Below are 19,479 nucleotides of genomic sequence, written 5' to 3' on the forward strand. Positions count from 1 at the left end.
GCCTCCCCACCCTCCCCACAAGGGGGAGGGCTTAACCCAGCGGCACCTTCTACGGATAGAGCCGAGCGGTTTCCGCGAGTCTTCTCCCCCCTTGTGGGGGAGATGGCCGGCAGGCCAGAGAGGGTCTTCTTTCTCCCATCCCACTACTCCACCGTCACCTCGGTCCGCTCGCCGGCCTTGATGCTGGCGGGTTTTTCCTTGGGCGCGACATCGCCCTGGTAGCTGACCCGTACGATATAGTCGCCGGGCGGTATCGTCTCGTTGAGGACCTCTCCGTAATTGCCGGTTATGTCCTTCTGCCGCCCCTGGATGTCTTTCTTGGCGCCGACCACCTCGATGCGGTCGGCGCCGGGCGCCGTGACGGCGAGTACCCCGCCATTGATGTTGACGCTGACCTCGACGCGCTCGCCCGCCTTGACCGAAAACGGCGTTTCGCCGGAGGCCTGGCCAAGCTGGGCCTTCAACACGAAATCGCCGGCGGGAATGTCGAGCGTCCGGTCGATGCCATAGCTGCCCTCGATGGCCGTGGGCTCGCCGTTGATGTCCTTGGTGACCGAGACGACGTCGAAGCGGATGCCGTCCTCCTCGACGTCGGGGCCGCCCTCGGCATAGACGGCCTTGGGAACCACCACGCCGGTGCCGATCACCACATCCTTGGCCACGGTTTCCCCGGCCTTGACGCTGGCTCTGTCCGTCACCTTCGCCACGCCGATGCTGGCCTCGATGTCGATATCGCCGGCCGGCACGTAAAAGGCGCGCTCGCCATAGCCGCCATCCGAAAAGCTGCCCTGCCGGATGTCGATACGGGCGCTCTCGTCGCGTTCGCCGCCGGGCGTGCGCATCGGCTTCAAGATCAGGATGCCGGCCTCGAAATTGACCTTGATCTCGCTGACTTCGTCCGCCTTCACCTCGAAGGGCACTTCGCGCGACAGTTCGGCCAGTCGGGCCATGGCCACGTAGCGCCCAGGGGGCAGGGTGGTCTCATAGGTGGCGTCGTAGCCGCCGTCGAGCGAATCGGCCAGCCGCTCGCCATTGGCCGCGGTCGGATAGATATCCCAGCGCACCTCGGCCAGATCGCCGAGCGATGGGCCGCCTTCGGAAAGCACGGCATCGGTGCGCAGGTTGAAGCTCGGAGCGGGCGGTTGCGGCGTCGGTGGCGGCACGACCGGGGCCGGCTCCGGCTCGGGCGTGGGTGCCGGTTCCGGCGCGGGCGGCGCTTCGGCCACCGTCGTGGTCAGCGCCTCGGCCAGTTCCCCGGCGTCGGAAGCCTGCAGATAGCGCCCGCCGGTGTTCTCCGCCAGGCAGGCCACCTGCTTGCCTTCCTCCGCCGTCAGCCCGAAGCCGACCACATGGGCGGTAAAGTCCACGCCATTGCGCTCCAGCTCGTCGGCAAGGGCGCAAGGGTCGGCAGCGCAGGTCTCCAACCCGTCCGTCACCAGAATGACGGTTGCCTTCTCCTCGGTATATTTCAGCGCCTCGGCCGCCTGTTTCACGGCCGCCGACAGGGGCGTCTTGCCCTTCGGATTGATGGTGCCGACAAAGGCCGAAATGGCCTCTGTGCTGCCAGCCGTCGGCGGCACGGCAAGCTCGATATCCGCGCAGGAGCCTTTTTCGCGATGACCATAGACCATTAGCCCCAGCGCGGTTTCGGAGGGCACGCTTTTCAGAACCGTGTCCAGCGTTTCGCGGGCAATGGTCATCTTGGCCTTGCCGTCGATCTGCCCCCACATCGAGCCGGAAGCATCGAGAACGATGATCGACTGCTCGGCCGCCCGTGCGGCACCCGCCGCGCCGAGCATCAGTGCTGTGGCCGTGGCGATCGCGTACAGTGTGCGCATGTCTGACATCCCTGTTTGCCGTTATGGCGGGCCTGCCTGCCGGATTTCCCGGCTGTTTTTACATGGGCCGCGCAAGTCGGGCAAGCGACATGCGTCACAGCAAACCGACGGCGGCACGACGGTTGTTCCATCGCAAATGGATTATTTTGAGATGCCGGCGCCAACCTTCAGGGTTTGGTAACCAAGTTCGGTAACCATAAGCATTGTGTTTCAGCGTAACCCGGTTCCCGCGTCAGCGTAAACAGTGAGTATCCGATGGCTTCAGTATTTTCGCTCGCCGATCTTCGCCGCGCCGATGGCGCAAACTCCTGGATCGATACGATCATCAAGGGCGATTGCGTGGCAGCACTCGAAGCCCTGCCGGACAATTCGGTCGATGTGATCTTCGCCGACCCACCCTATAATCTGCAGCTCGGCGGTGCGCTTCACCGTCCCGATCAGTCGCTGGTCGATGCCGTCGACGATGCCTGGGACCAGTTCGCATCTTATGAGATCTACGATGCCTTCACACGCGCCTGGCTGCTCGCCTGCCGCCGCGTGCTAAAGCCGACCGGCACCATCTGGGTGATCGGCTCCTACCACAATATCTTCCGCGTCGGCACGACCCTGCAGGATCTCAACTTCTGGATCCTCAACGACATCGTCTGGCGCAAGACCAATCCCATGCCCAATTTCAAGGGCCGCCGTTTCCAGAATGCCCATGAGACGATGATCTGGGCCTCGCCGGATCCGAAGACCAAGGGCTATACCTTCAACTACGACGCCCTGAAGGCCTCCAACGACGACGTGCAGATGCGCTCCGACTGGCTGTTCCCGATCTGCGCCGGCGCCGAGCGGCTGAAGGGCGAGGACGGCAAGAAGATCCATCCGACCCAGAAGCCGGAAGCGCTCTTGGCCCGCATCATCATGGCCTCCACCAAGCCCGGCGATATCGTGCTGGATCCGTTCTTCGGCTCGGGCACCACGGGGGCGGTCGCCAAGCGTCTCGGCCGCCACTTCGTCGGCATCGAGCGCGAGCAGGACTACATCGACGCGGCGTCTGCCCGCATTGCCGCCGTCGAGCCGCTCGGCAAGACCGAGCTGACCGTGCTGACCGGCAAGAAGGCCGAACCGCGTGTTGCCTTCAACACCCTGGTCGAAAGTGGTCTGGTCAAGCCCGGCCAGGTGCTGTCCTGCGCTAAGCGCCGGCACATGGCCATCGTGCGTGCCGACGGCACGCTCGTCTCCGGCGGCGACGCCGGCTCCATTCATCGCCTTGGCGCCAAAGTCCAGGGTCTTGATGCCTGCAACGGATGGACCTTCTGGCATTTCGAAGAGGGAGCAACCCTGCGCCCCATCGACGACTTGCGGTCAATCATCCGCAATGGTCTGGCAAAGTTGGATTAACGGTCCGCCCAGCTTTGTCAGACCGGTCATTCTTCTCTCGGTTTTCGTACCTTCAGTCCCGAGAGGAGATGTTTGGCGCCCGGAACCCTCGCGGTTGCGGGCGCCATCTTCGTTTTAAAGGGCTTCGGCCGCTCAGTAATCCGTCACATCGACGCGGATGATTCGTCCCGCATCGTCGAAGGTGATCGTCTCCTCGCCATGCCGCACCAGCGCCTCGCCGGTTTTCGAATGGGTGGCGTTCAGCGACCACACGGCCCGCGCCGCCATGGGCGAAACAGCCTCCACCGACTCGTCCAGCGCCACCTGATCCGGATAGGTGTCGAAATAGCTGCGAAAAGCCTGCAGGATCGCCGGTCGGCCCTCAAGCGCCCCCACCTTGATCGAGCCATAGACGGCATCCTCGGCAAAGAACGCCTCGATCGTTGCAAAGTCCAACCCGTTGATGGCGGCATGGAAGCGATGGACGGCGGCGACGGGGTCGAAAGGCATGGGCTATTCCTGGTGAATTCTGATCTGCGGCATGACCCGATCAAAGCTGATCGGGTCGATCGAGGCAAGGGCTGCCAACATGAGGAGACCTCCAGTTTCGGACAAGTCCGGCTTCCTAAAGCTCGTGCCACGTCAAGGAGAGGAGTGCCCGTGTCGGCATTGATGGATCAGGCGAAGCAGCAGTTCAACCGGGGCGATCTTCAGATCGCGCTGGCGACGCTTAATCGTCTGATGACCGAAGAGCGCCGCAATGCCGATGCCTTCATCCTGGCCGCCACCATCCATGAAAAACTCGGCGACCGGGTCGCCGCCGCCGGCCTGTTTGCCGGCGCCATCGATCTGACGGCCAAGCTGCGCCGCGAAGTGGCGTTCAGAGCCGCCGGCCACTATGTCGCCGTCAACGACAATGCCGCAGCGCTTGGCGCACTGCAGACCCTTTACCGGCACCTGCCCGACGACGTCGACGTCAACCATTCGATCTGCAGCCTCTATCGCGAAGCCGGCCGCTATGACGAGGCGCTGCCCTTTGCCCGCAGCCTCTTGAGCATCGGCCGCACTTTCGGCAATTTCCTCAATGCCGGCATCGTTCTGTCGGGCCTTGGCCGCTACGAGGAGGCCTATCCGGCCCTTAAGCGCGCCCATCAGGAAAAGCCGCAGGAACGGCTGGCGCTCAGCGAACTGTTCTGGTGCGCCGCCAATCTCTGCGATTTTACCACCGCCGACCGCCTGCAGCGTCAGTTGGAAGAGGCCTATGCGCGGGAGGGCGACGCGGCCGATATCCGTGAAAACGCCTTCCGCGCCATCACCTGGTCGGGCGACGAGGCCTATCACGCGCTCTGTGCCCGCCGCACCGCCGCCACCCTGTTTCCGCCGGCCGTGACCGCCCGCCCGCTGCGGGTGAGAGCTCCCGGCGAGCGCCTGCGCATCGGCTATCTCTCCTGCGATTTCTTCGAGCACGCCACCATGGCGCTGTTTGCCGGCGTGCTGGAAGCCCATGACCGTAACCGCGTCGAGATTTTTGGCGTCTGCCACACCGCGGCCGGCAATCGAAAAGGGCCGATGCGGCAACGCTTTCTCGCCTCCGTCGAACATCTCGTCGATATCCTCGACCTCGACGACGATGCTGCGGCCAGGGTCATCGCCGCACTCGATCTCGATGTCCTGGTCGATCTGAAAGGCTTTACGCAAGGAAACCGGCTCGGCATTTTCAGCCGCCGCCCGGCGCCGGTGCAGGTCACCTATCTCGGCTTTCCCGGCAGCGTCGCCGGCGTCGGCATCGATTACGCGCTGACCGATGCCGTGGTCACCCCGCCGGAAAGCCAGCCCCATTATGCGGAAAAACTGCTGCCGCTGTCGCCCAGCTACCAGTGCAACGACGCCGCGCGTGCCGCCGTGATGCGGCAGGGGTCGCGGGCCGATCATGGTCTGCCGGAAGACGCCGTAGTCTTCTGCTCCTTCAATCAGGCGCAAAAGATCCGCGGTCCGGTCTTTGCCGTCTGGATGGACATTTTAGGTAAGGTCGACGGTTCGGTTCTGTGGCTGGCCGATCAGCCGGCCATGGCGAAAGTCAATCTGAAAGCGGCGGCGCAGGCTGCCGGCATTGCGCCCGAACGGCTGGTATTCGCACCGAAACTGCCGATGGCCGAGCACCTCCAGCGCCTCTGCCAGGCCGATATCGGACTCGACACCGGGCCTTACAATGGCCATACCACGACGTCAGATGCGCTGTGGTGCGGCGTGCCGGTGGTCTCTTTCAGGGGCACGAGCTTTGCCGGCCGGGTCAGCGAAAGCCTGTTGACGGCGGTCGGCCTGCCCGAACTGGTCGCACACGATTTATCCGAATTCGGCCGCCTGGCGGCCGATCTGGCGCAGGATGGGGTCCGCCAATCCCTCCTGCGCCAGCACTTGATCAAGGCCCGCGAAAGCGCTCCGCTGTTTGACACGGCAGCGCTGACGCGGCAGATCGAGTCAGCGCTCGAAGGCATTTGCCACTAGCGCTTAAGCCTCGGAACCCACCCGGATCGTATAATCCCGCGGTATCCCGACGGTGACGTCGAACCACGCCGACGCCTTGGCGCGCTGCTGATGGGCATCGAAGGCGGCCCGGTCGACAAACACTTCCGACACCATGAAGCGCCCGGCCACATCGCCGCTTTCTCTGACCTCGAAAGACAGGCAGCCGGGCTCGGCCAGCGTCAGCCTGATATGCTCGGGCAGGGCAGCCCGCACCTGCTCCAACCGCTCCGGCGGCACGTCGATATGCCCATCGAGAAAGATGCGCAGGTCCTTAAGGTCGGTCATGCATGTCCTTCTGTCTTGCCGGTTCGTGTGGATATGTCGAAGATACCTTGGCACACCCTCCGGCACAATCAAACCGCAACCGGTGTTCTTAAAAAACCTAACATCTTGGGTTATCTTGTAGTCTCGATACCTGGGAAAAATATCATGGCTGACGTTTCGGATGCAGAACTGATCGAAGCAAAACAACGCTGGCAGGCTGAGCGCGCCGAGCGGCCGGCCCCTGTCTCGGTAGACTACGATCCCGTCTCCGGCCGCATCACCGTGGAGTTTACCAACGGTGCCGCCTTCATGGTGCCGGCTCGCGCGCTTGAGGGCCTGGAAGAGGCGAGCGATGCGCAGCTGGCTGAGGTCGAATTGCTGGGCGAAACCGGTCTGCATTGGGAAAGCCTGGATATCGACTACACGATTTCCGGCCTGATGTCCGGCGTGTTCGGCACCAGAGCCTTTATGGAGGCCCAGCGTCGAGGCGGCCAATCGCGATCCCCCGCCAAGATCGCCGCCAGCCGCGCCAACGGTACCAAAGGCGGTCGGCCGCGTAAGTCGGCGTGAAGGGACCTTTGGGTGACACAGTAGACGATAATTGTCGTCTGCATGTGGTGCGTGCCCGCCGTTGCCATTTCTCATAAGGCCACGCAAGTAAAAACAGTCCCCTCCCAAACCCTCCCCACAAGGGGGGAGGGCTTAACCCAGCCGCACCCTCTATGGAAACCGCACCCTCTATGGAAAAAAGCGAGCGGCTTCGTCCGGGTCTTCTCCCCCTTGTGGGGGAGATGGCCGGCAGGCCAGAGAGGGTCTTTCTCATATGTAATAACCGTGCCAGGTGTGGGGGAGATGCCCGGCAGGGGCAGAGGGGGGTAACCGACGCGCACTGAGCGATCGGGTTCAGCCCCTAAACCCGCACGCCCCGCGCGACCAAATCCTCGCGCAACCGGTCGGCGCCGGTGAAGTGCACGGCCTGCCAGCCGGCGCTGATGGCGCCTTCGACATTGGGGTAGGAATCGTCGATGAAGATGGTGTGAGCCGGCTCCAGCCCGAAGGTTTCGGCATGGCGCTTGTAGATCGCAACGTCCGGCTTGATCAGGCCCACTTCGCCCGACACCGTCACGCCGCGCGCGAGGTTAAGGAACGGATACATCTCCTGGGCTTCCCGAAACGTATCGGCAGCGAAATTGGTGAGCATCGTCACATCATGACCATCGGCGATCAGGCTTTTGAGGATCTCGACCGAACCGTCATAGGCGTGCGGCACCATTTCGCGCCAATATTGCCGGAATGCCCGGATCTGCGCCTCGCGCTCGGGATGAAGGGCGATCAGCTCGGCCTCCGCCTCGGCCCAGGAGCGGCCGCGGTCCTGCTCGATATTCCAGTCATGGGTGCAGACCGTGTCGAAGAAATGCCTACGCTCGGCATCATCGGGAATGATGCGGCTGAAGGGCAGGTTGGGGTCGTAATGGATCAGCACTTTGCCGATGTCGAACACGATGTGGCGAATCTCGTCAGCCATGGATCATCCTTTTGGCGGTTGGAACGCGGTCGGAATAGCCTGCGCGATGACTTTTTTCATGACAGTCGGCAGCGCCTGCGCATCAAGATTTGTGACCGGTTCCCACCAACCGTCATCGCCGCTGCGTGTGGTGATCTGGGCGCGGAAGATCGACAGCCTCAGTTCGAAATGGGTGAAGACATGCGAGATCGCCCCGCAGGCCTGCCAGGCGGCCGCAAACGGCGCGCCGTCCTCGCTGTCGTCGCCGTCGATGCGCGCCGTCCAGCCGGTGGTAGGAACCTCCGTCATGCCGCCGAGCAAGCCGCTGTCCTTGCGCCGCCTGAGCAGGATTTCGCCGTCGCCATTGACCGCCACATAGGCCGCGCCGATGCGCACCGGCTTGTCCTTCTTCTTCTGCTTCACCGGGAAACGCTCCGGATCGTCGGCCTTCAGCGCCAGGCAGGCGCCGTTGAACGGACAGAGCGCACAGGCCGGCCGTTTCGGCGTGCAGATCGTCGCGCCCAGATCCATCATCGCCTGGGCAAAATCGCCCGGCCGGTCGGAAGGCGTCAGCGCCGCGACGCGGGCCTTCATCACAGGCTTGGAGCCGGGCAGGGGCGCGTCGATCGTATAGAGCCGCGAGATCACCCGCTCGACATTGCCGTCCATCACCGCGGCTGGCCGGTTGAAGGCGATCGCCGCCACGGCGGCGGCCGTATAATCGCCGATGCCCGGCAGGTCTCTCAAGCCCGCCTCGGTATCGGGAAAGACGCCACCATGCTCGAACGCCACAGCCTCGGCGCATTTCTTCAGGTTGCGGGCTCGGGCGTAGTAGCCAAGCCCCGCCCATGCGGCCATCACGTCCTCGACCGGCGCCCTGGCCAGATCGGTCACCGTCGGCCATAGGCTTAAGAATTTCGCGAAATAGGCCTTCACCGCCTGAACGGTGGTCTGCTGCAGCATCACCTCCGACATCCAGATATGGTAGGGATTTGGCCGGATACCCTTGGCCGCCATACCAGGCGAAATGCGCCAGGGCAGGTCGCGGTGATGCCGGTCGTACCAGGCAAGCAGTGCCTGCGCGCTCGGGTCTGTGGCGGTCTTTAAGGTCATGATTTGCCGGAATGGGTAAAAGGGCCTTATAATTGGGCAAATCAGTCTTGTCGATCAAGGCATGGGGCGAGCTTCGAGCCGCCGTCCCTCAAATAGTGGACCATCATGAAGCCCAGCAGGCGCGGCGCCATCCAGATTTCCGAAGCGGCCAATGGCATCATCGATCCGGTGATTGCCAGGCGCGCCGGCATTTCCACGGCCCTGCTCGGCTCGTGGCCGGAAATCGCCGGCCAGGATTTCAGCGATTGCACCCGGCCGGAAAAGATCGCCTGGCCGCGCCGCGATTATCCCGGCGACAGTGGCGGTAGCCGGCCGGGCGTGCTGACCATTGCCTGCGAAGGGGCGCGCGCTTTGTTTTTGACCCATGCCCAGGGCGAGTTGATCGCCCGCATCAACAGCTTTTTCGGCTATCCCGCGATCGGCCAGATCCGCATTGTCCAGAAGCCGGTATCGCAGACCTTCAAGCATGCCGCGCCGCCGCGCAAGCTGCAGGGCGAAAAGGCCGAGCGGCTGGCCGGCCTGATGGAGGGCATCGAGGACGACAAGCTGCGCCAGGCCATCGAGCGGCTCGGTACCGGCGTCCTGTCAAAGCGCAAGACATGAAAGTTTTGTCATTTGAAAATCCGGCTCTTTTCGGTCACAGATCTTTGAACAGCCGTCGTCAACCATGCCTTGTTTGCGGCACTGTAGCGATATAACCACTGTTCCAGTCTTCAAAAACCTCAATGCGGGTGAAATCCATGTCGATATCCGAACTGAACCTTACCAAGCGCCACCTGCTGGCCGGCATCGCCACGGCAGCCGTCGGCGTCACGCTCGGCGCGCCTGTCGCCTTTGCCGCCGCTGAAGTGCCGGCCGCCGACCGCGATGTCGACATGGAAGCCGTGCTGAAGCCGGGTGGCCTGCCGGAAAAGGCCATTGGCGATGCCAATGCGCCGGTCAAGATCGTCGAATACATGTCGATGACCTGCCCCCATTGCGCCAATTTCCATGAAAAGACCCTGCCGGCGATCAAGGAAAAATACGTCGATACGGGCAAGGTGTATTTCATCATCCGCGAGTTCCCCTTCGACCCGGCCGCCACCGCCGCCTTCATGCTGGCGCGCTGCGCGCCCGAGCCGCAATACTTCAATTTCGTCTCGATGTTGCTGAAGCAGCAGCGCAGCTGGGCGGCTCCCGCCGACGGCGATGTGCGCGGCGCCATGCTGCAGATGTCCAAATTGGCCGGTTTTACACAGGAGAGCTTCGAAGCCTGCTTGACGAACGCCCAACTTGCCGCTGATGTGTCGGCTGTAAGGGACCGCGGAGCGAATGACTTCGGCGTCAACTCGACTCCGACCTTCTTCATCAACGGCAAGAGCTATTCTGGAGACATGTCGGTTGAATCCATGTCGGCGCTCATCGACAGCCTGCTCTGATTTGTCCGACCGTATTGCAACGGGCGGCGGGGACACCCGCGCGCCCGTTTTTCACCTCCCCCTTGAGGGGGGAGGTCGCGCGAATGCGCGGGTGGGGGTGACACTCCGGGCGATCACCCCACCCCGGAGCTTTGCTCCGACCCTCCCCCTCAAGGGGAGGGTGGATCGATGAAATTCAACCGCCTGCGCGTGCTCGGCTTCAAGTCCTTCGTCGAGCCCACCGAATTCATCATCGAGCGCGGCCTCACCGGCGTCGTCGGGCCAAATGGCTGCGGTAAGTCCAATCTGGTCGAAGCGCTGCGCTGGGTGATGGGCGAGAATTCCTACAAGAACATGCGCGCCTCGGGCATGGACGACGTGATCTTTTCCGGCTCCGGCAACCGCCCGGCGCGCAACAGTGCCGAAGTCGGCCTCTTTCTCGACAATTCCGACCGCACCGCACCCGCTGCCTTCAACGACCAGGACGAGATCCAGGTGACGCGCCGCATCGAGCGCGAAAACGGTTCGGTCTACCGCATCAATGGCAAGGAGGCCCGCGCCAAGGATGTGCAGCTGCTGTTTGCCGATGCCTCGACCGGTGCGCGCTCGCCCTCCATGGTCGGCCAGGGCCGTATCGGCGAGCTGATCCAGGCCAAGCCCCAGGCCCGCCGGCAATTGCTGGAAGAGGCCGCCGGCATTTCCGGCCTGCATTCCAGGCGCCACGAGGCCGAGCTGCGCCTGCGCGCCGCCGAAGGCAATCTCGAACGTCTCGAAGACATTACCAGCCAGCTGGAAAGCCAGATCGAGAGCCTGAAGCGTCAGGCCCGCCAGGCCAATCGTTTCAAGATGCTGTCGGCCGACATCCGCGCCCGCGACGCCATGCTGCTGCATATCCGCTGGGTGCAGGCCAAGGAAGCCGAGGGCGAGGCCGAAAGCGCGCTCAACCAGGCAACCGCGCTGGTGGCCGAACGCGCCCAGGCGCAGATGGAAGCCGCCAAGGCTCAAGCCGTCTCCAGCCTGAAGATGCCCGAGCTGCGCGAGGAGGAAGCCCGCGCCGCCGCCGCCCTGCAGCGCCTGCAGATCGCCCGCACCCAGCTGGAAGAAGATGCCGGACGGCTGATGAAGCGCCGCGACGAGCTGACCCGGCGGCTCGCCCAGCTCGACGAGGATATTCGCCGCGAGGAGCGGCTGGTGGCCGACAATGCCAGCATCCTCGACCGCCTGAGCGCTGAAGAAGCCGAAATCGAGGAGGCGCTGGCCGATTCCGGCCGCACGGCGGAAGAATTGCGTGAAGCCTTCGAAATTGCTGCCGACACGCTGGCCGAAAGCGAACGGCTGTTTGCCGCGCTGACCGCCGAGCGCGCCGAGGCCTCTGCCGGCCGCAACCAGCTGGAACGCGCCATTGCCGACCTTTCGGAGCGCCGCGGTCGGCTGACCCGCCAGGCCGAAGAGGCCGGCCGCGAGCTCGAACAGATCGCCGGACGGCTGGCCAGCTTGGCTGATCCCGATGAGAAGCGCGACATGGTCGAGGCGGCCGAAATCGCGCTGGAAGACTGCGAAACGGCAGCCGGCGATGTCGAAACAGCCCTTGCCGAAGCCCGCCGCTTCGAAAGCCTCGCCCGTGCCCCGCTGGAGGCCGCCCGCGCCAAGGTGGCGGCCCTGGAAACCGAGGCCAGGACGATCGCAAAAATCCTGTCCTCGTCCGGCACATCGGGCGAATTTTCGCCGGTGGCCGAAGAGCTGCGCGTCGATCGCGGATTCGAGACCGCCGTCGGGGCCGCGCTTGGCGACGATCTGGAAAGCCCGACCGATCCGCGCGCCCCGGCTTACTGGAGCGGCATAGGTGCGGGTACCGACGACCCGTCGCTGCCGGCCGGCGCCGTGGCGTTGATCGGCCATGTCACGGCACCGCCGGCACTTTCGCGGCGCCTGAAGCAGATCGGCATTGTCGATCTGTCTGTGGCCGAACAGTTGATGGCGCAATTGGCGCCCGGCCAGCGTCTTGTGACCCGCGAAGGCGCGGTCTACCGCTGGGATGGCCATGTCACCGGCTCGGAAGCGCCGAGTGCGGCGGCCCTGAGACTCGCCCAGAAGAACCGCCTGGCGGAACTCGGCGACGAGATCGACGAGGCGAAAAGCCAGGCGCTTGAGGCCGAAGAACGCCGGGCAGCCGCTCTCGAAGCGATTGGCGTGGAGGAAAAGCGGCTGGCCGAGGCGCGCGATCGCCAGCGCCTGGCCGCCCGCCAGCTGGCCGAGGCCCGCGAGGCGCTGTCGGCCGCCGAGCGGGCGTCTGGCGAGCTGCTGCGGCGCCGCGACGTGGTCGAGGAGGCCCTGAACGGCCTGCAGGCGCAGATCGAGGAGGCGGCAGCCCAGGCAGAGGATGCGGCCATCGCGCTGGAAGAAGCCCCCGATGTCAGCGATCTCGACCGGCGGCTGCGCGAGCAGCAGATGGAGGTGGCGACCGGCCGCGGCCTGGTGGCCGAGGCGCGCGCCCGCCACGAAGGGCTTGCCCGCGAAAACGACCAGCGCAACCGCCGCATCCTGGCAATCCGCCAGGAGCGCAGCACCTGGGCGGCTCGCGCCAAAAGCGCCGAGGAGCATATCGCCACCCTGCGCGACCGCGAGGCCGAGGCCCGCGACGAGGTGATGGACCTCGAAATGGCGCCCGACGAATTCGAGGAAAAGCGCCGCGCCCTGATGAACGAGCTGGAAAAGGCGGAGGCTGCGCGGCGCGGCGCCGCCGACCGGCTGGCGGAGGCCGAAACCCGCCAGCGCGATGCCGACCAGAAGGCCGCCGCCGCCCTGTCTGCCCTTGCCGAATGCCGCGAGCAGCGCGGCCGCGCCGAGGAGCGGCTGATGTCGGCCCGCGACCGCCGCAAGGAAGGCGAGGCGCGCATCCAGGACGCCCTGTCGGTGCCGCCGCACGAGGCCTTCCGGCTGACCGGGCTCAAAGCCGACGACGCCATGCCGGATCTGCGCGAAGTCGAGCGCGAGCTCGACCGGCTGAAAATGGAGCGCGAGCGCCTCGGCGCCGTCAACCTGCGCGCCGAGGAAGAGCAGAAGGAACTGTCCGACAAGCTGGCGGCGCTGATCAAGGAGCGCGACGACGTGATCGACGCCATCCGCAAGCTGCGCGGCGCCATCCAGAGCCTCAACCGCGAGGGCCGCGAGCGGCTGCTGGCCGCCTTCGACATCGTCAACGTGCAGTTCCAGCGGCTGTTCACCCACCTGTTCAACGGCGGCACGGCCGAGCTGCAGCTGATCGAAAGCGACGACCCGCTCGAGGCCGGCCTCGAAATCCTCGCCCGCCCGCCGGGCAAGAAGCCGCAGACCATGACGCTGCTCTCGGGCGGCGAGCAGGCGCTGACCGCCATGGCGCTGATCTTCGCGGTGTTCCTCACCAATCCGGCGCCGATCTGCGTACTGGACGAAGTCGATGCGCCGCTCGACGACCACAATGTCGAGCGCTATTGCAACCTGATGGACGAAATGGCGGCCTCCACCGAGACCCGCTTCGTCATCATCACCCACAACCCCATCACCATGGCCCGCATGAACCGCCTGTTCGGCGTCACCATGGCCGAACAGGGCGTGTCCCAGCTGGTCTCGGTCGATCTGCAGACGGCCGAACAGCTGCGCGAGCGGGATGTGGTGTGAGACGTTGCCAACACACGGCGCCGCCCTTGTCTTGTTGACCCGTATCCGGGATACGCGTAATGTCGTTTCGTAGGGAGACCAACGATGACGGTACAGCAAAGGATCAAGAAATATCGTCAAAGCGGTGGTGCAGCAGATCTCGTGCGTGTCGAGGTGCTGGTGCCCGTCGAACGGCGCGCCGATATTCTCGCCTCTGCCGCGGCGATGCGCTCGAAACATCGAAACGACAAGGTGCGGCAGCAACAGCAAATCGATGAAGCGCTGGCGCGTTATGGGGCGCGAATTCTCGACAATATCGACCTCGACCGATTGCCGGATCTTGGCTCGAAGACAAGGGTGGTTGCAAACGCCCTGATCGAGCGCGGCGACGCCAGGGCCTACGCGCTGGGGCGGCGCATGCTGAGCGAGCTGTGAGTTTGACGATGGCGTTAACGCTGCTTCAGAAGGACATTCTCGCTTCGATATCCGCCAACCGATCGGAGACCAGCTATATCGCCGGAGGCGTCGTTCTCAACAAGGACTGGCCTCGCCTGTCTGACGATATCGACATTTTTCACGACACGGACGAGGAAATCGGAGCTGCGGCGGATCTCGATATCGGAAAGCTGCAAAGCGACGGCTTTGGTGTCAACGTGATCGTCCGGATCTATGGCTGTGTCGAGGCAGAGGTTACAAATGCCAGCGAGGCAACGCTCATTCAGTGGATGAGCGAGTCCAGAATCCGATTTTTTCCGCTTGTGCGCGACAGCGAATGGGGAGCCAGACTTCATCTGGCCGACCTTGCGGTCAATAAAGTCCTAGCGGCATCCACGAGGACCAAGGCGAGGGATTTCGTCGATCTCATCCAGATCGAGGCGAACTATTGCCGGCTTGGGCCGCTTCTCATGGCCGCATCGGGAAAACCGCCGAATTACTCTCCGGTCAGACTTGCAGACGAGATCAGGCGTCGCGGCCTTTCCATTCCGAAAGAGGACTATGAGTCGGTGCGAGGATTGCCGACCGAAATGTCGGCAGGGGTGATCCGGGACAAGTTGGTAGCGGCTCTGGATCGGGCAGAAGAGTATGTCCGGACAGCACCCGTGGAAATCGTTGGCCTGCTCGCCGTGGGATCAAAAGGCGTGCCGCAGGAAGTGTCGGAAACCACCTCTGAACGCCTGCAGTTTCGCAAGGCGACATCGGAGCCGGAACTGATGCCATCCCTTCCAGAGGTTACGACAAACTGGACGGGTGATCTCTGATGCGGCTCTCACTCGGGCGACAGGCAGCAAGAGCCGCCCTCCTCCTCGCCACGCTCACATTCCCCATCCCCTCGACCGCCGCCGAGCCCCTATCCGGCAAATTCCTAGCCGATGTCATCGCCACATCTGAGCCCCATCGCGACAGCCTTATCGCGCTGCTGAAAGGCCGGCGCGGGTTGCCGTCCTGGGTGCGCAACATGGTCGGTCAGCCGCGCTATGTGGCGCTGGCCTCCGAGCGGTTCGACATTGCCGGCCAGGCGATGCAACGTTTCAGGGCCTGCCAGCCGGGGCGCTGCGATGCCAGCCGGATCTGGGTCCTTTATTCGGCCGATGGAAAACGGGTTGTGGCGCGGGTAGCGGACGAGGAGCTTGGTGAAACCCTGTTCGGTGATCCCTCCGTGGAGGAGTTGCAAGCGCTCCAACGCTAGTAATCGCCTCGGCGCCGACGTCTCGCCTCGGCGCCAAAACTCACGCCCGCCAGAACGGCCGCCCTGCCTGTTCTTCCGCCTGCGCCCGGGTCAGTCCGAAATCTCTCAGCATCTCGTCGGTGAAACCAGGCAGATCGCGCTGCATGCGCTGGCGCTCGCGATGGCGCCGCCAGCAAAGCCCGAGCATGGCCACCAGCCGCGCCAGCACGGCCGTTTTCGGATGTTTGCGGGCAAAGAGCCGGGCCTGCAGGTCGACCCTGCCGATGATCCGGCTGTCGGCGGGAAGGCGGACGGTCATGGGCGTTTCTCCTGTCTTGAGATGCTGGAAGATTACGCCTATTGCTGAAAGAAAAAATTGAATAATAAGAATGGAACCTGTGAATTAAAGTGACATAAGGTCGCCCCATGGAACAGCTGCCGCCGCTTGCATCGCTGATTGCCTTTGACGCGCTCTATCGAACCGGTTCGGTGACGGCCGCCGCCCGCCTGCTCGGGCGCACCCACAGCGCCGTCAGCAAGCAGCTGCATCACCTGCAGGACCACGCCGGCGTCGAACTGTTTCGCAAGCAGGGCACCGGGCTGGAGCTGACGGCCGATGGCAAGACCTTCGCCCGGACGGTGATCCGATCCTTCGACGATCTGCGCAGCGGCTATGGTGCACTGAAGCGCCCCAGCCGCGACGCCCCTGTCTCGATCGCCGTCAGCGCCACCTTCGCCCGCGTCTGGTTCATCCCGACCGTGTCGCGCTTCAATGTCGACTGGCCCGAGATCGACATCGTCATCCGCCTTGCCGGCCCCATGGGCAGCCGCGAACTGGATCCGCCGCCCGATCTCCTGATGTCCTGGGATCGCCTGCTGTCGCCCATGCGCGAGGATCCTTTCGCCGTGCCGCTGGGAGATGTGGAAATGGGCCCGGTTCTCGGCCCCGCGCACCGCCACAGCTGGGATGGCGCCACGCTGGACTGCGCGACCCGCATCGACCGGCGCGGCGCCGAAATCGTCTGGGACAATTGGCAGCGCCTCTCCGGCCACCGTTTCCGGGCCGACCGGGTAACCGGCTATGACCATTCCTATCTGGTCTTCGAGGCGGCCCGCATGGGCATGGGGGCAGCCATCGCACCGCGCTTCCTGGTGGAGGACGAGCTTGCCTCGGGCGCCCTTGTCGCGCCGGCCGGTTTCCTGACCTTTCGCGACGGTTTTTACGTCCGCCCCCACGAAACGCGCGAGGGCAGGCTGTCGAGGAATGCCCGCATTTTTCTGGAATGGCTGCGGGACAATGCGCGCCTGCCAGCCTCCCGTCGTGTCTCCGCACCCGCCACCGGCGATCCGGCCTGACGGAGGTTTCCCCGCCTTTTTAACCCTTCGCCGCAATTATGATGCAATGCAGCATAAACTTTGTCGGCGAACGTTTCCAATCCGTCACAATTGCAGTAATCATGGTGCAAAGGCCTGATTGGGTGGAGAAAAGGGCATGACGAAGTGGGTCTACACGTTCGGCGATGGCAAAGCCGAAGGGCGTGCGGGCGATCGCGAGCATCTGGGCGGCAAGGGGGCCAATCTGGCGGAAATGGCAAGCCTTGGCCTGCCGGTGCCGCCGGGGCTGACCATCGTCACCGATGCCTGCAGCTTTTATTATGACAATGGCCGCAGCCTGTCGGACGACATGAAGGCGCAGGTGCTGGACGGCCTGAAGGGCATAGAGGCCATTGCCGGCCGCGCCTTCGGCGATGAAGCCAATCCGCTGCTGCTCTCGGTGCGCTCCGGCGCCCGCACCTCCATGCCCGGCATGATGGACACGGTGCTGAACCTCGGCCTTAACGACCAGACCGTGCAGGCGCTTGGCCACACCGCCGGCGATGCGCGCTTTGCCTGGGACAGCTACCGCCGCTTCATCCAGATGTATGGCGATGTCGTCATGGGCCTCGACCACGAGATGTTCGAGGAAATCCTCGAAGACGAAAAGGCCCGCTGCGGCCACGAGCTCGACACCGAAATGACCGCCGTCGAATGGCAGCATGTCACGGAACTCTACAAGGAGATGATCGAGGCGGAGCTGGGCGAGGCCTTTCCGCAGGATCCCTTCGTGCAGCTCTGGGGGGCGATCGGCGCGGTCTTTGCCAGCTGGATGAACCCGCGCGCCGTCACCTATCGCCACCTGCATGCCATCCCCGCCGAATGGGGCACGGCGGTCACCGTCCAGGCCATGGTGTTCGGCAATCTCGGCTCGACATCGGCGACCGGCGTCGCCTTTACCCGCAATCCCTCGACCGGCGAAAAGGCGCTTTACGGCGAATTCCTGGTCAATGCGCAGGGCGAAGACGTGGTGGCCGGCATCCGCACGCCGCAGTCGATCACCGAGGCGGCACGGCTCGAAAGCGGCTCCGACAAGCCGTCGCTGCAAAAGGTCATGCCCGACGCCTTTGCCGAGTTCGGCCGCATCTGCGACCGGCTGGAAGCCCATTACCGCGACATGCAGGATCTCGAATTCACCATTGAGCGCGGCCGGCTGTGGATGCTGCAGGCCCGCTCCGGCAAACGCACCACCAAGGCGGCGATGAAGATCGCCGTCGACATGGTCGCCGAAGGGCTGATCACCGAGCATGAGGCGGTCACCCGCATCGAGCCGTCCTCGCTCGACCAGCTGTTGCACCCGACCATCGACCCGCGCGTCACCCGCGATATCATCGGCTCCGGCCTGCCGGCCTCGCCGGGCGCCGCCACCGGCGAAATCGTCTTCACCTCGGAAGAAGCCGTCATCGCCGAGGAAGAAGGCCGCAAGGTCATCCTGGTGCGCGTCGAGACAAGCCCCGAAGACATTCACGGCATGCATGCCGCCGAAGGGATTCTGACCACCCGCGGCGGCATGACCAGCCATGCGGCGGTGGTCGCCCGCGGCATGGGCATCCCTTGCGTCTCCGGTGCCGGCACCATGCGGGTGGATCTGCGCAACGAGCTGCTGCTCGGCATGGGCGTCAGCCTCAAGAAGGGCGATATCATCACCATCGACGGCTCGTCCGGCCAGGTCCTGCGCGGTGCCGTGCCGATGCTGCAGCCGGAACTGTCGGGCGATTTCGCGCAATTGATGGTCTGGGCCGACAAGGCCCGCCGCATGGCCGTGCGCACCAATGCCGATACGCCGGCCGATGCGCGCGCCGCTCGCTCCTTCGGCGCCGAAGGCATCGGCCTTTGCCGCACCGAGCACATGTTCTTCGAAGGCGAGCGCATCCAGGACATGCGCGAGATGATTCTCGCCGAAGACGAGGCCGGCCGCCGGGCAGCGCTCGCCAAGCTGCTCCCAATGCAGCGCTCCGATTTCACCGAGCTGTTCACCATCATGCACGGCCTGCCGGTAACCATCCGCCTGCTCGATCCGCCGCTGCACGAATTCCTGCCGAAGACCGACGCGGAAATCGCCGAAGTCGCCGCCGCCATGCAGATGGAGCCGCAGCTTTTGCGCCAGCGGGTCGATGCCCTGCACGAATTCAACCCGATGCTCGGCCATCGCGGCTGCCGGCTGGCGATCTCCTATCCGGAAATCGCCGAGATGCAGGCCCGCGCCATCTTCGAGGCCGCCGTCACCGCCGCCCGCGACACCGGCGCGCCAGTCGTGCCGGAAATCATGGTGCCGCTGGTCGGCCTGCGCTCCGAACTCGACTATGTCAAAGCCTCGATCGACCGCATCGCCCGCGAGGTGATGACCGAGGCGGGCCTGGAGATCGACTATCTGGTCGGCACGATGATCGAGCTGCCGCGCGCCGCCCTGCGCGCCCATGTGATTGCCGAGGCCGCCGAATTCTTCTCCTTCGGCACCAACGACCTGACCCAGACCACCTTCGGCATTTCCCGCGACGACGCCTCGGCCTTCATCCCGACCTACCAGAAAAAAGGCATCATCGAGCACGACCCCTTCATCTCGCTCGATTTCGACGGCGTCGGCGAACTGATCCGCATCGCCGCCGAGCGCGGCCGCCGCACTCGCCCTGACATGAAACTCGGCATCTGCGGCGAACACGGCGGCGACCCGGCGTCGATCCACTTCTGCGAGGATGTCGGGCTGGATTACGTGTCGTGCTCGCCGTTCCGCGTGCCGATCGCGAGGTTGTCGGCCGCTCAGGCGGCGATCAAGGCGGGGCGGTGAGGGTGATGGGG

At 64.4% G+C, this 19,479-nt stretch carries 17 protein-coding genes; 11 read left to right on the forward strand and 6 right to left on the reverse strand.

Features of this window, described 5'->3' with window-relative positions:
- Positions 1 to 143 precede the first annotated feature (143 nt).
- Positions 144 to 1,838 (reverse strand): VWA domain-containing protein, encoded by a 1,695-nt coding sequence (locus HFC70_RS25920; RefSeq protein WP_246735961.1) that lies wholly within the window; start codon positions 1,836 to 1,838, stop codon positions 144 to 146.
- Positions 1,839 to 2,093: 255 nt separating this feature from the next.
- Here HFC70_RS25920 and HFC70_RS25925 point away from each other — a divergent pair, with 255 nt between their 5' ends.
- Positions 2,094 to 3,224: a site-specific DNA-methyltransferase gene (locus HFC70_RS25925; RefSeq protein WP_168476213.1), complete on the forward strand. Its 1,131-nt coding sequence runs from the start codon at positions 2,094 to 2,096 to the stop codon at positions 3,222 to 3,224.
- Between the two features lie 132 nt (positions 3,225 to 3,356).
- Here HFC70_RS25925 and HFC70_RS25930 read toward each other — a convergent pair whose 3' ends face one another.
- Positions 3,357 to 3,713 carry a nuclear transport factor 2 family protein gene (locus tag HFC70_RS25930; protein ID WP_168476214.1) on the reverse strand — a complete coding sequence of 119 codons (357 nt, stop codon included), beginning with the start codon at positions 3,711 to 3,713 and terminating at the stop codon, positions 3,357 to 3,359.
- 150 nt (positions 3,714 to 3,863) lie between these two features.
- Between HFC70_RS25930 and HFC70_RS25935 the strand changes: the two genes are divergently transcribed.
- Positions 3,864 to 5,708, forward strand: coding sequence for a glycosyltransferase family 41 protein (locus tag HFC70_RS25935; protein ID WP_168476215.1), 1,845 nt, complete (start codon positions 3,864 to 3,866; stop codon positions 5,706 to 5,708).
- A 3-nt stretch (positions 5,709 to 5,711) separates the two neighbouring features.
- Here HFC70_RS25935 and HFC70_RS25940 read toward each other — a convergent pair whose 3' ends face one another.
- Positions 5,712 to 6,014 carry a putative quinol monooxygenase gene (locus HFC70_RS25940; RefSeq protein ID WP_168476216.1) on the reverse strand — a complete coding sequence of 101 codons (303 nt, stop codon included), beginning with the start codon at positions 6,012 to 6,014 and terminating at the stop codon, positions 5,712 to 5,714.
- 144 nt (positions 6,015 to 6,158) lie between these two features.
- Between HFC70_RS25940 and HFC70_RS25945 the strand changes: the two genes are divergently transcribed.
- Positions 6,159 to 6,563 carry a DUF2442 domain-containing protein gene (locus HFC70_RS25945; RefSeq protein WP_168476217.1) on the forward strand — a complete coding sequence of 135 codons (405 nt, stop codon included), beginning with the start codon at positions 6,159 to 6,161 and terminating at the stop codon, positions 6,561 to 6,563.
- A gap of 340 nt (positions 6,564 to 6,903) precedes the next feature.
- Here the strand turns inward: HFC70_RS25945 and HFC70_RS25950 are convergent, their stop codons facing one another.
- Both HFC70_RS25950 and mutY read right to left on the reverse strand, forming a co-directional pair.
- Positions 6,904 to 7,518, reverse strand: coding sequence for an HAD family phosphatase (locus tag HFC70_RS25950; protein WP_168476218.1), 615 nt, complete (start codon positions 7,516 to 7,518; stop codon positions 6,904 to 6,906).
- Positions 7,519 to 7,521: 3 nt separating this feature from the next.
- On the reverse strand, positions 7,522 to 8,610 hold the full coding sequence (gene mutY, locus HFC70_RS25955; RefSeq protein ID WP_168476219.1) for an A/G-specific adenine glycosylase: 1,089 nt from the start codon (positions 8,608 to 8,610) through the stop codon (positions 7,522 to 7,524).
- A gap of 105 nt (positions 8,611 to 8,715) precedes the next feature.
- On the opposite strand from mutY, the gene HFC70_RS25960 reads away from it, so the two are divergent.
- From HFC70_RS25960 to HFC70_RS25985, 6 genes are all read left to right on the forward strand, one after another.
- A complete protein-coding gene (locus HFC70_RS25960; RefSeq protein ID WP_168476220.1) occupies positions 8,716 to 9,213 on the forward strand; it encodes a DUF721 domain-containing protein in 498 nt (165 codons plus the stop codon).
- A gap of 137 nt (positions 9,214 to 9,350) precedes the next feature.
- Positions 9,351 to 10,028, forward strand: a complete 678-nt coding sequence (locus HFC70_RS25965; RefSeq protein ID WP_168476221.1) for a DsbA family protein — start codon at positions 9,351 to 9,353, stop codon at positions 10,026 to 10,028.
- 168 nt (positions 10,029 to 10,196) lie between these two features.
- The gene (gene smc / locus HFC70_RS25970) at positions 10,197 to 13,664 is read left to right on the forward strand and encodes a chromosome segregation protein SMC (RefSeq protein ID WP_168476222.1); all 3,468 of its coding nucleotides are present in this window, start codon (positions 10,197 to 10,199) and stop codon (positions 13,662 to 13,664) included.
- An 84-nt stretch (positions 13,665 to 13,748) separates the two neighbouring features.
- Complete coding sequence (locus HFC70_RS25975) at positions 13,749 to 14,078, forward strand: hypothetical protein (RefSeq protein WP_168476223.1); 330 nt, start codon at positions 13,749 to 13,751, stop codon at positions 14,076 to 14,078.
- 8 nt (positions 14,079 to 14,086) lie between these two features.
- The gene (locus tag HFC70_RS25980) at positions 14,087 to 14,902 is read left to right on the forward strand and encodes a nucleotidyl transferase AbiEii/AbiGii toxin family protein (protein ID WP_168476224.1); all 816 of its coding nucleotides are present in this window, start codon (positions 14,087 to 14,089) and stop codon (positions 14,900 to 14,902) included.
- Positions 14,902 to 15,330, forward strand: a complete 429-nt coding sequence (locus HFC70_RS25985; protein WP_168476225.1) for an Ivy family c-type lysozyme inhibitor — start codon at positions 14,902 to 14,904, stop codon at positions 15,328 to 15,330. Before HFC70_RS25980 ends, HFC70_RS25985 begins: the two co-directional genes overlap by 1 nt.
- Before the next feature lie 40 nt (positions 15,331 to 15,370).
- Here HFC70_RS25985 and HFC70_RS27095 read toward each other — a convergent pair whose 3' ends face one another.
- Positions 15,371 to 15,628: a DUF1127 domain-containing protein gene (locus HFC70_RS27095; RefSeq protein WP_246735962.1), complete on the reverse strand. Its 258-nt coding sequence runs from the start codon at positions 15,626 to 15,628 to the stop codon at positions 15,371 to 15,373.
- Between the two features lie 107 nt (positions 15,629 to 15,735).
- Here HFC70_RS27095 and HFC70_RS25995 point away from each other — a divergent pair, with 107 nt between their 5' ends.
- Both HFC70_RS25995 and ppdK read left to right on the forward strand, forming a co-directional pair.
- Positions 15,736 to 16,665, forward strand: coding sequence for a LysR family transcriptional regulator (locus HFC70_RS25995; protein ID WP_168476226.1), 930 nt, complete (start codon positions 15,736 to 15,738; stop codon positions 16,663 to 16,665).
- 136 nt (positions 16,666 to 16,801) lie between these two features.
- Positions 16,802 to 19,468 (forward strand): pyruvate, phosphate dikinase, encoded by a 2,667-nt coding sequence (gene ppdK / locus HFC70_RS26000; protein WP_168476227.1) that lies wholly within the window; start codon positions 16,802 to 16,804, stop codon positions 19,466 to 19,468.
- The last annotated feature ends 11 nt before the right edge of the window (positions 19,469 to 19,479 follow it).

The sequence above is a fragment of the Agrobacterium sp. a22-2 genome (assembly GCF_012276985.1).
In the GTDB taxonomy this organism is placed as follows: Bacteria; Pseudomonadota; Alphaproteobacteria; order Rhizobiales; family Rhizobiaceae; genus Allorhizobium.

Excerpts from the sequence above, each read along its gene's own strand:
- HFC70_RS25920 (WP_246735961.1), bottom strand. The coding sequence starts at position 1,838 with ATGCGCACACTGTACGCGATCGCCACGGCCACAGCACTGATGCTCGGC.
- HFC70_RS25925 (WP_168476213.1), top strand. The coding sequence starts at position 2,094 with ATGGCTTCAGTATTTTCGCTCGCCGATCTTCGCCGCGCCGATGGCGCA.
- HFC70_RS25930 (WP_168476214.1), bottom strand. The coding sequence starts at position 3,713 with ATGCCTTTCGACCCCGTCGCCGCCGTCCATCGCTTCCATGCCGCCATC.
- HFC70_RS25940 (WP_168476216.1), bottom strand. The coding sequence starts at position 6,014 with ATGACCGACCTTAAGGACCTGCGCATCTTTCTCGATGGGCATATCGAC.
- HFC70_RS25945 (WP_168476217.1), top strand. The coding sequence starts at position 6,159 with ATGGCTGACGTTTCGGATGCAGAACTGATCGAAGCAAAACAACGCTGG.
- HFC70_RS25950 (WP_168476218.1), bottom strand. The coding sequence starts at position 7,518 with ATGGCTGACGAGATTCGCCACATCGTGTTCGACATCGGCAAAGTGCTG.
- mutY (WP_168476219.1), bottom strand. The coding sequence starts at position 8,610 with ATGACCTTAAAGACCGCCACAGACCCGAGCGCGCAGGCACTGCTTGCC.
- HFC70_RS25960 (WP_168476220.1), top strand. The coding sequence starts at position 8,716 with ATGAAGCCCAGCAGGCGCGGCGCCATCCAGATTTCCGAAGCGGCCAAT.
- HFC70_RS25965 (WP_168476221.1), top strand. The coding sequence starts at position 9,351 with ATGTCGATATCCGAACTGAACCTTACCAAGCGCCACCTGCTGGCCGGC.
- smc (WP_168476222.1), top strand. The coding sequence starts at position 10,197 with ATGAAATTCAACCGCCTGCGCGTGCTCGGCTTCAAGTCCTTCGTCGAG.
- HFC70_RS25975 (WP_168476223.1), top strand. The coding sequence starts at position 13,749 with ATGACGGTACAGCAAAGGATCAAGAAATATCGTCAAAGCGGTGGTGCA.
- HFC70_RS25980 (WP_168476224.1), top strand. The coding sequence starts at position 14,087 with ATGGCGTTAACGCTGCTTCAGAAGGACATTCTCGCTTCGATATCCGCC.
- HFC70_RS25985 (WP_168476225.1), top strand. The coding sequence starts at position 14,902 with ATGCGGCTCTCACTCGGGCGACAGGCAGCAAGAGCCGCCCTCCTCCTC.
- HFC70_RS27095 (WP_246735962.1), bottom strand. The coding sequence starts at position 15,628 with ATGACCGTCCGCCTTCCCGCCGACAGCCGGATCATCGGCAGGGTCGAC.
- HFC70_RS25995 (WP_168476226.1), top strand. The coding sequence starts at position 15,736 with ATGGAACAGCTGCCGCCGCTTGCATCGCTGATTGCCTTTGACGCGCTC.
- ppdK (WP_168476227.1), top strand. The coding sequence starts at position 16,802 with ATGACGAAGTGGGTCTACACGTTCGGCGATGGCAAAGCCGAAGGGCGT.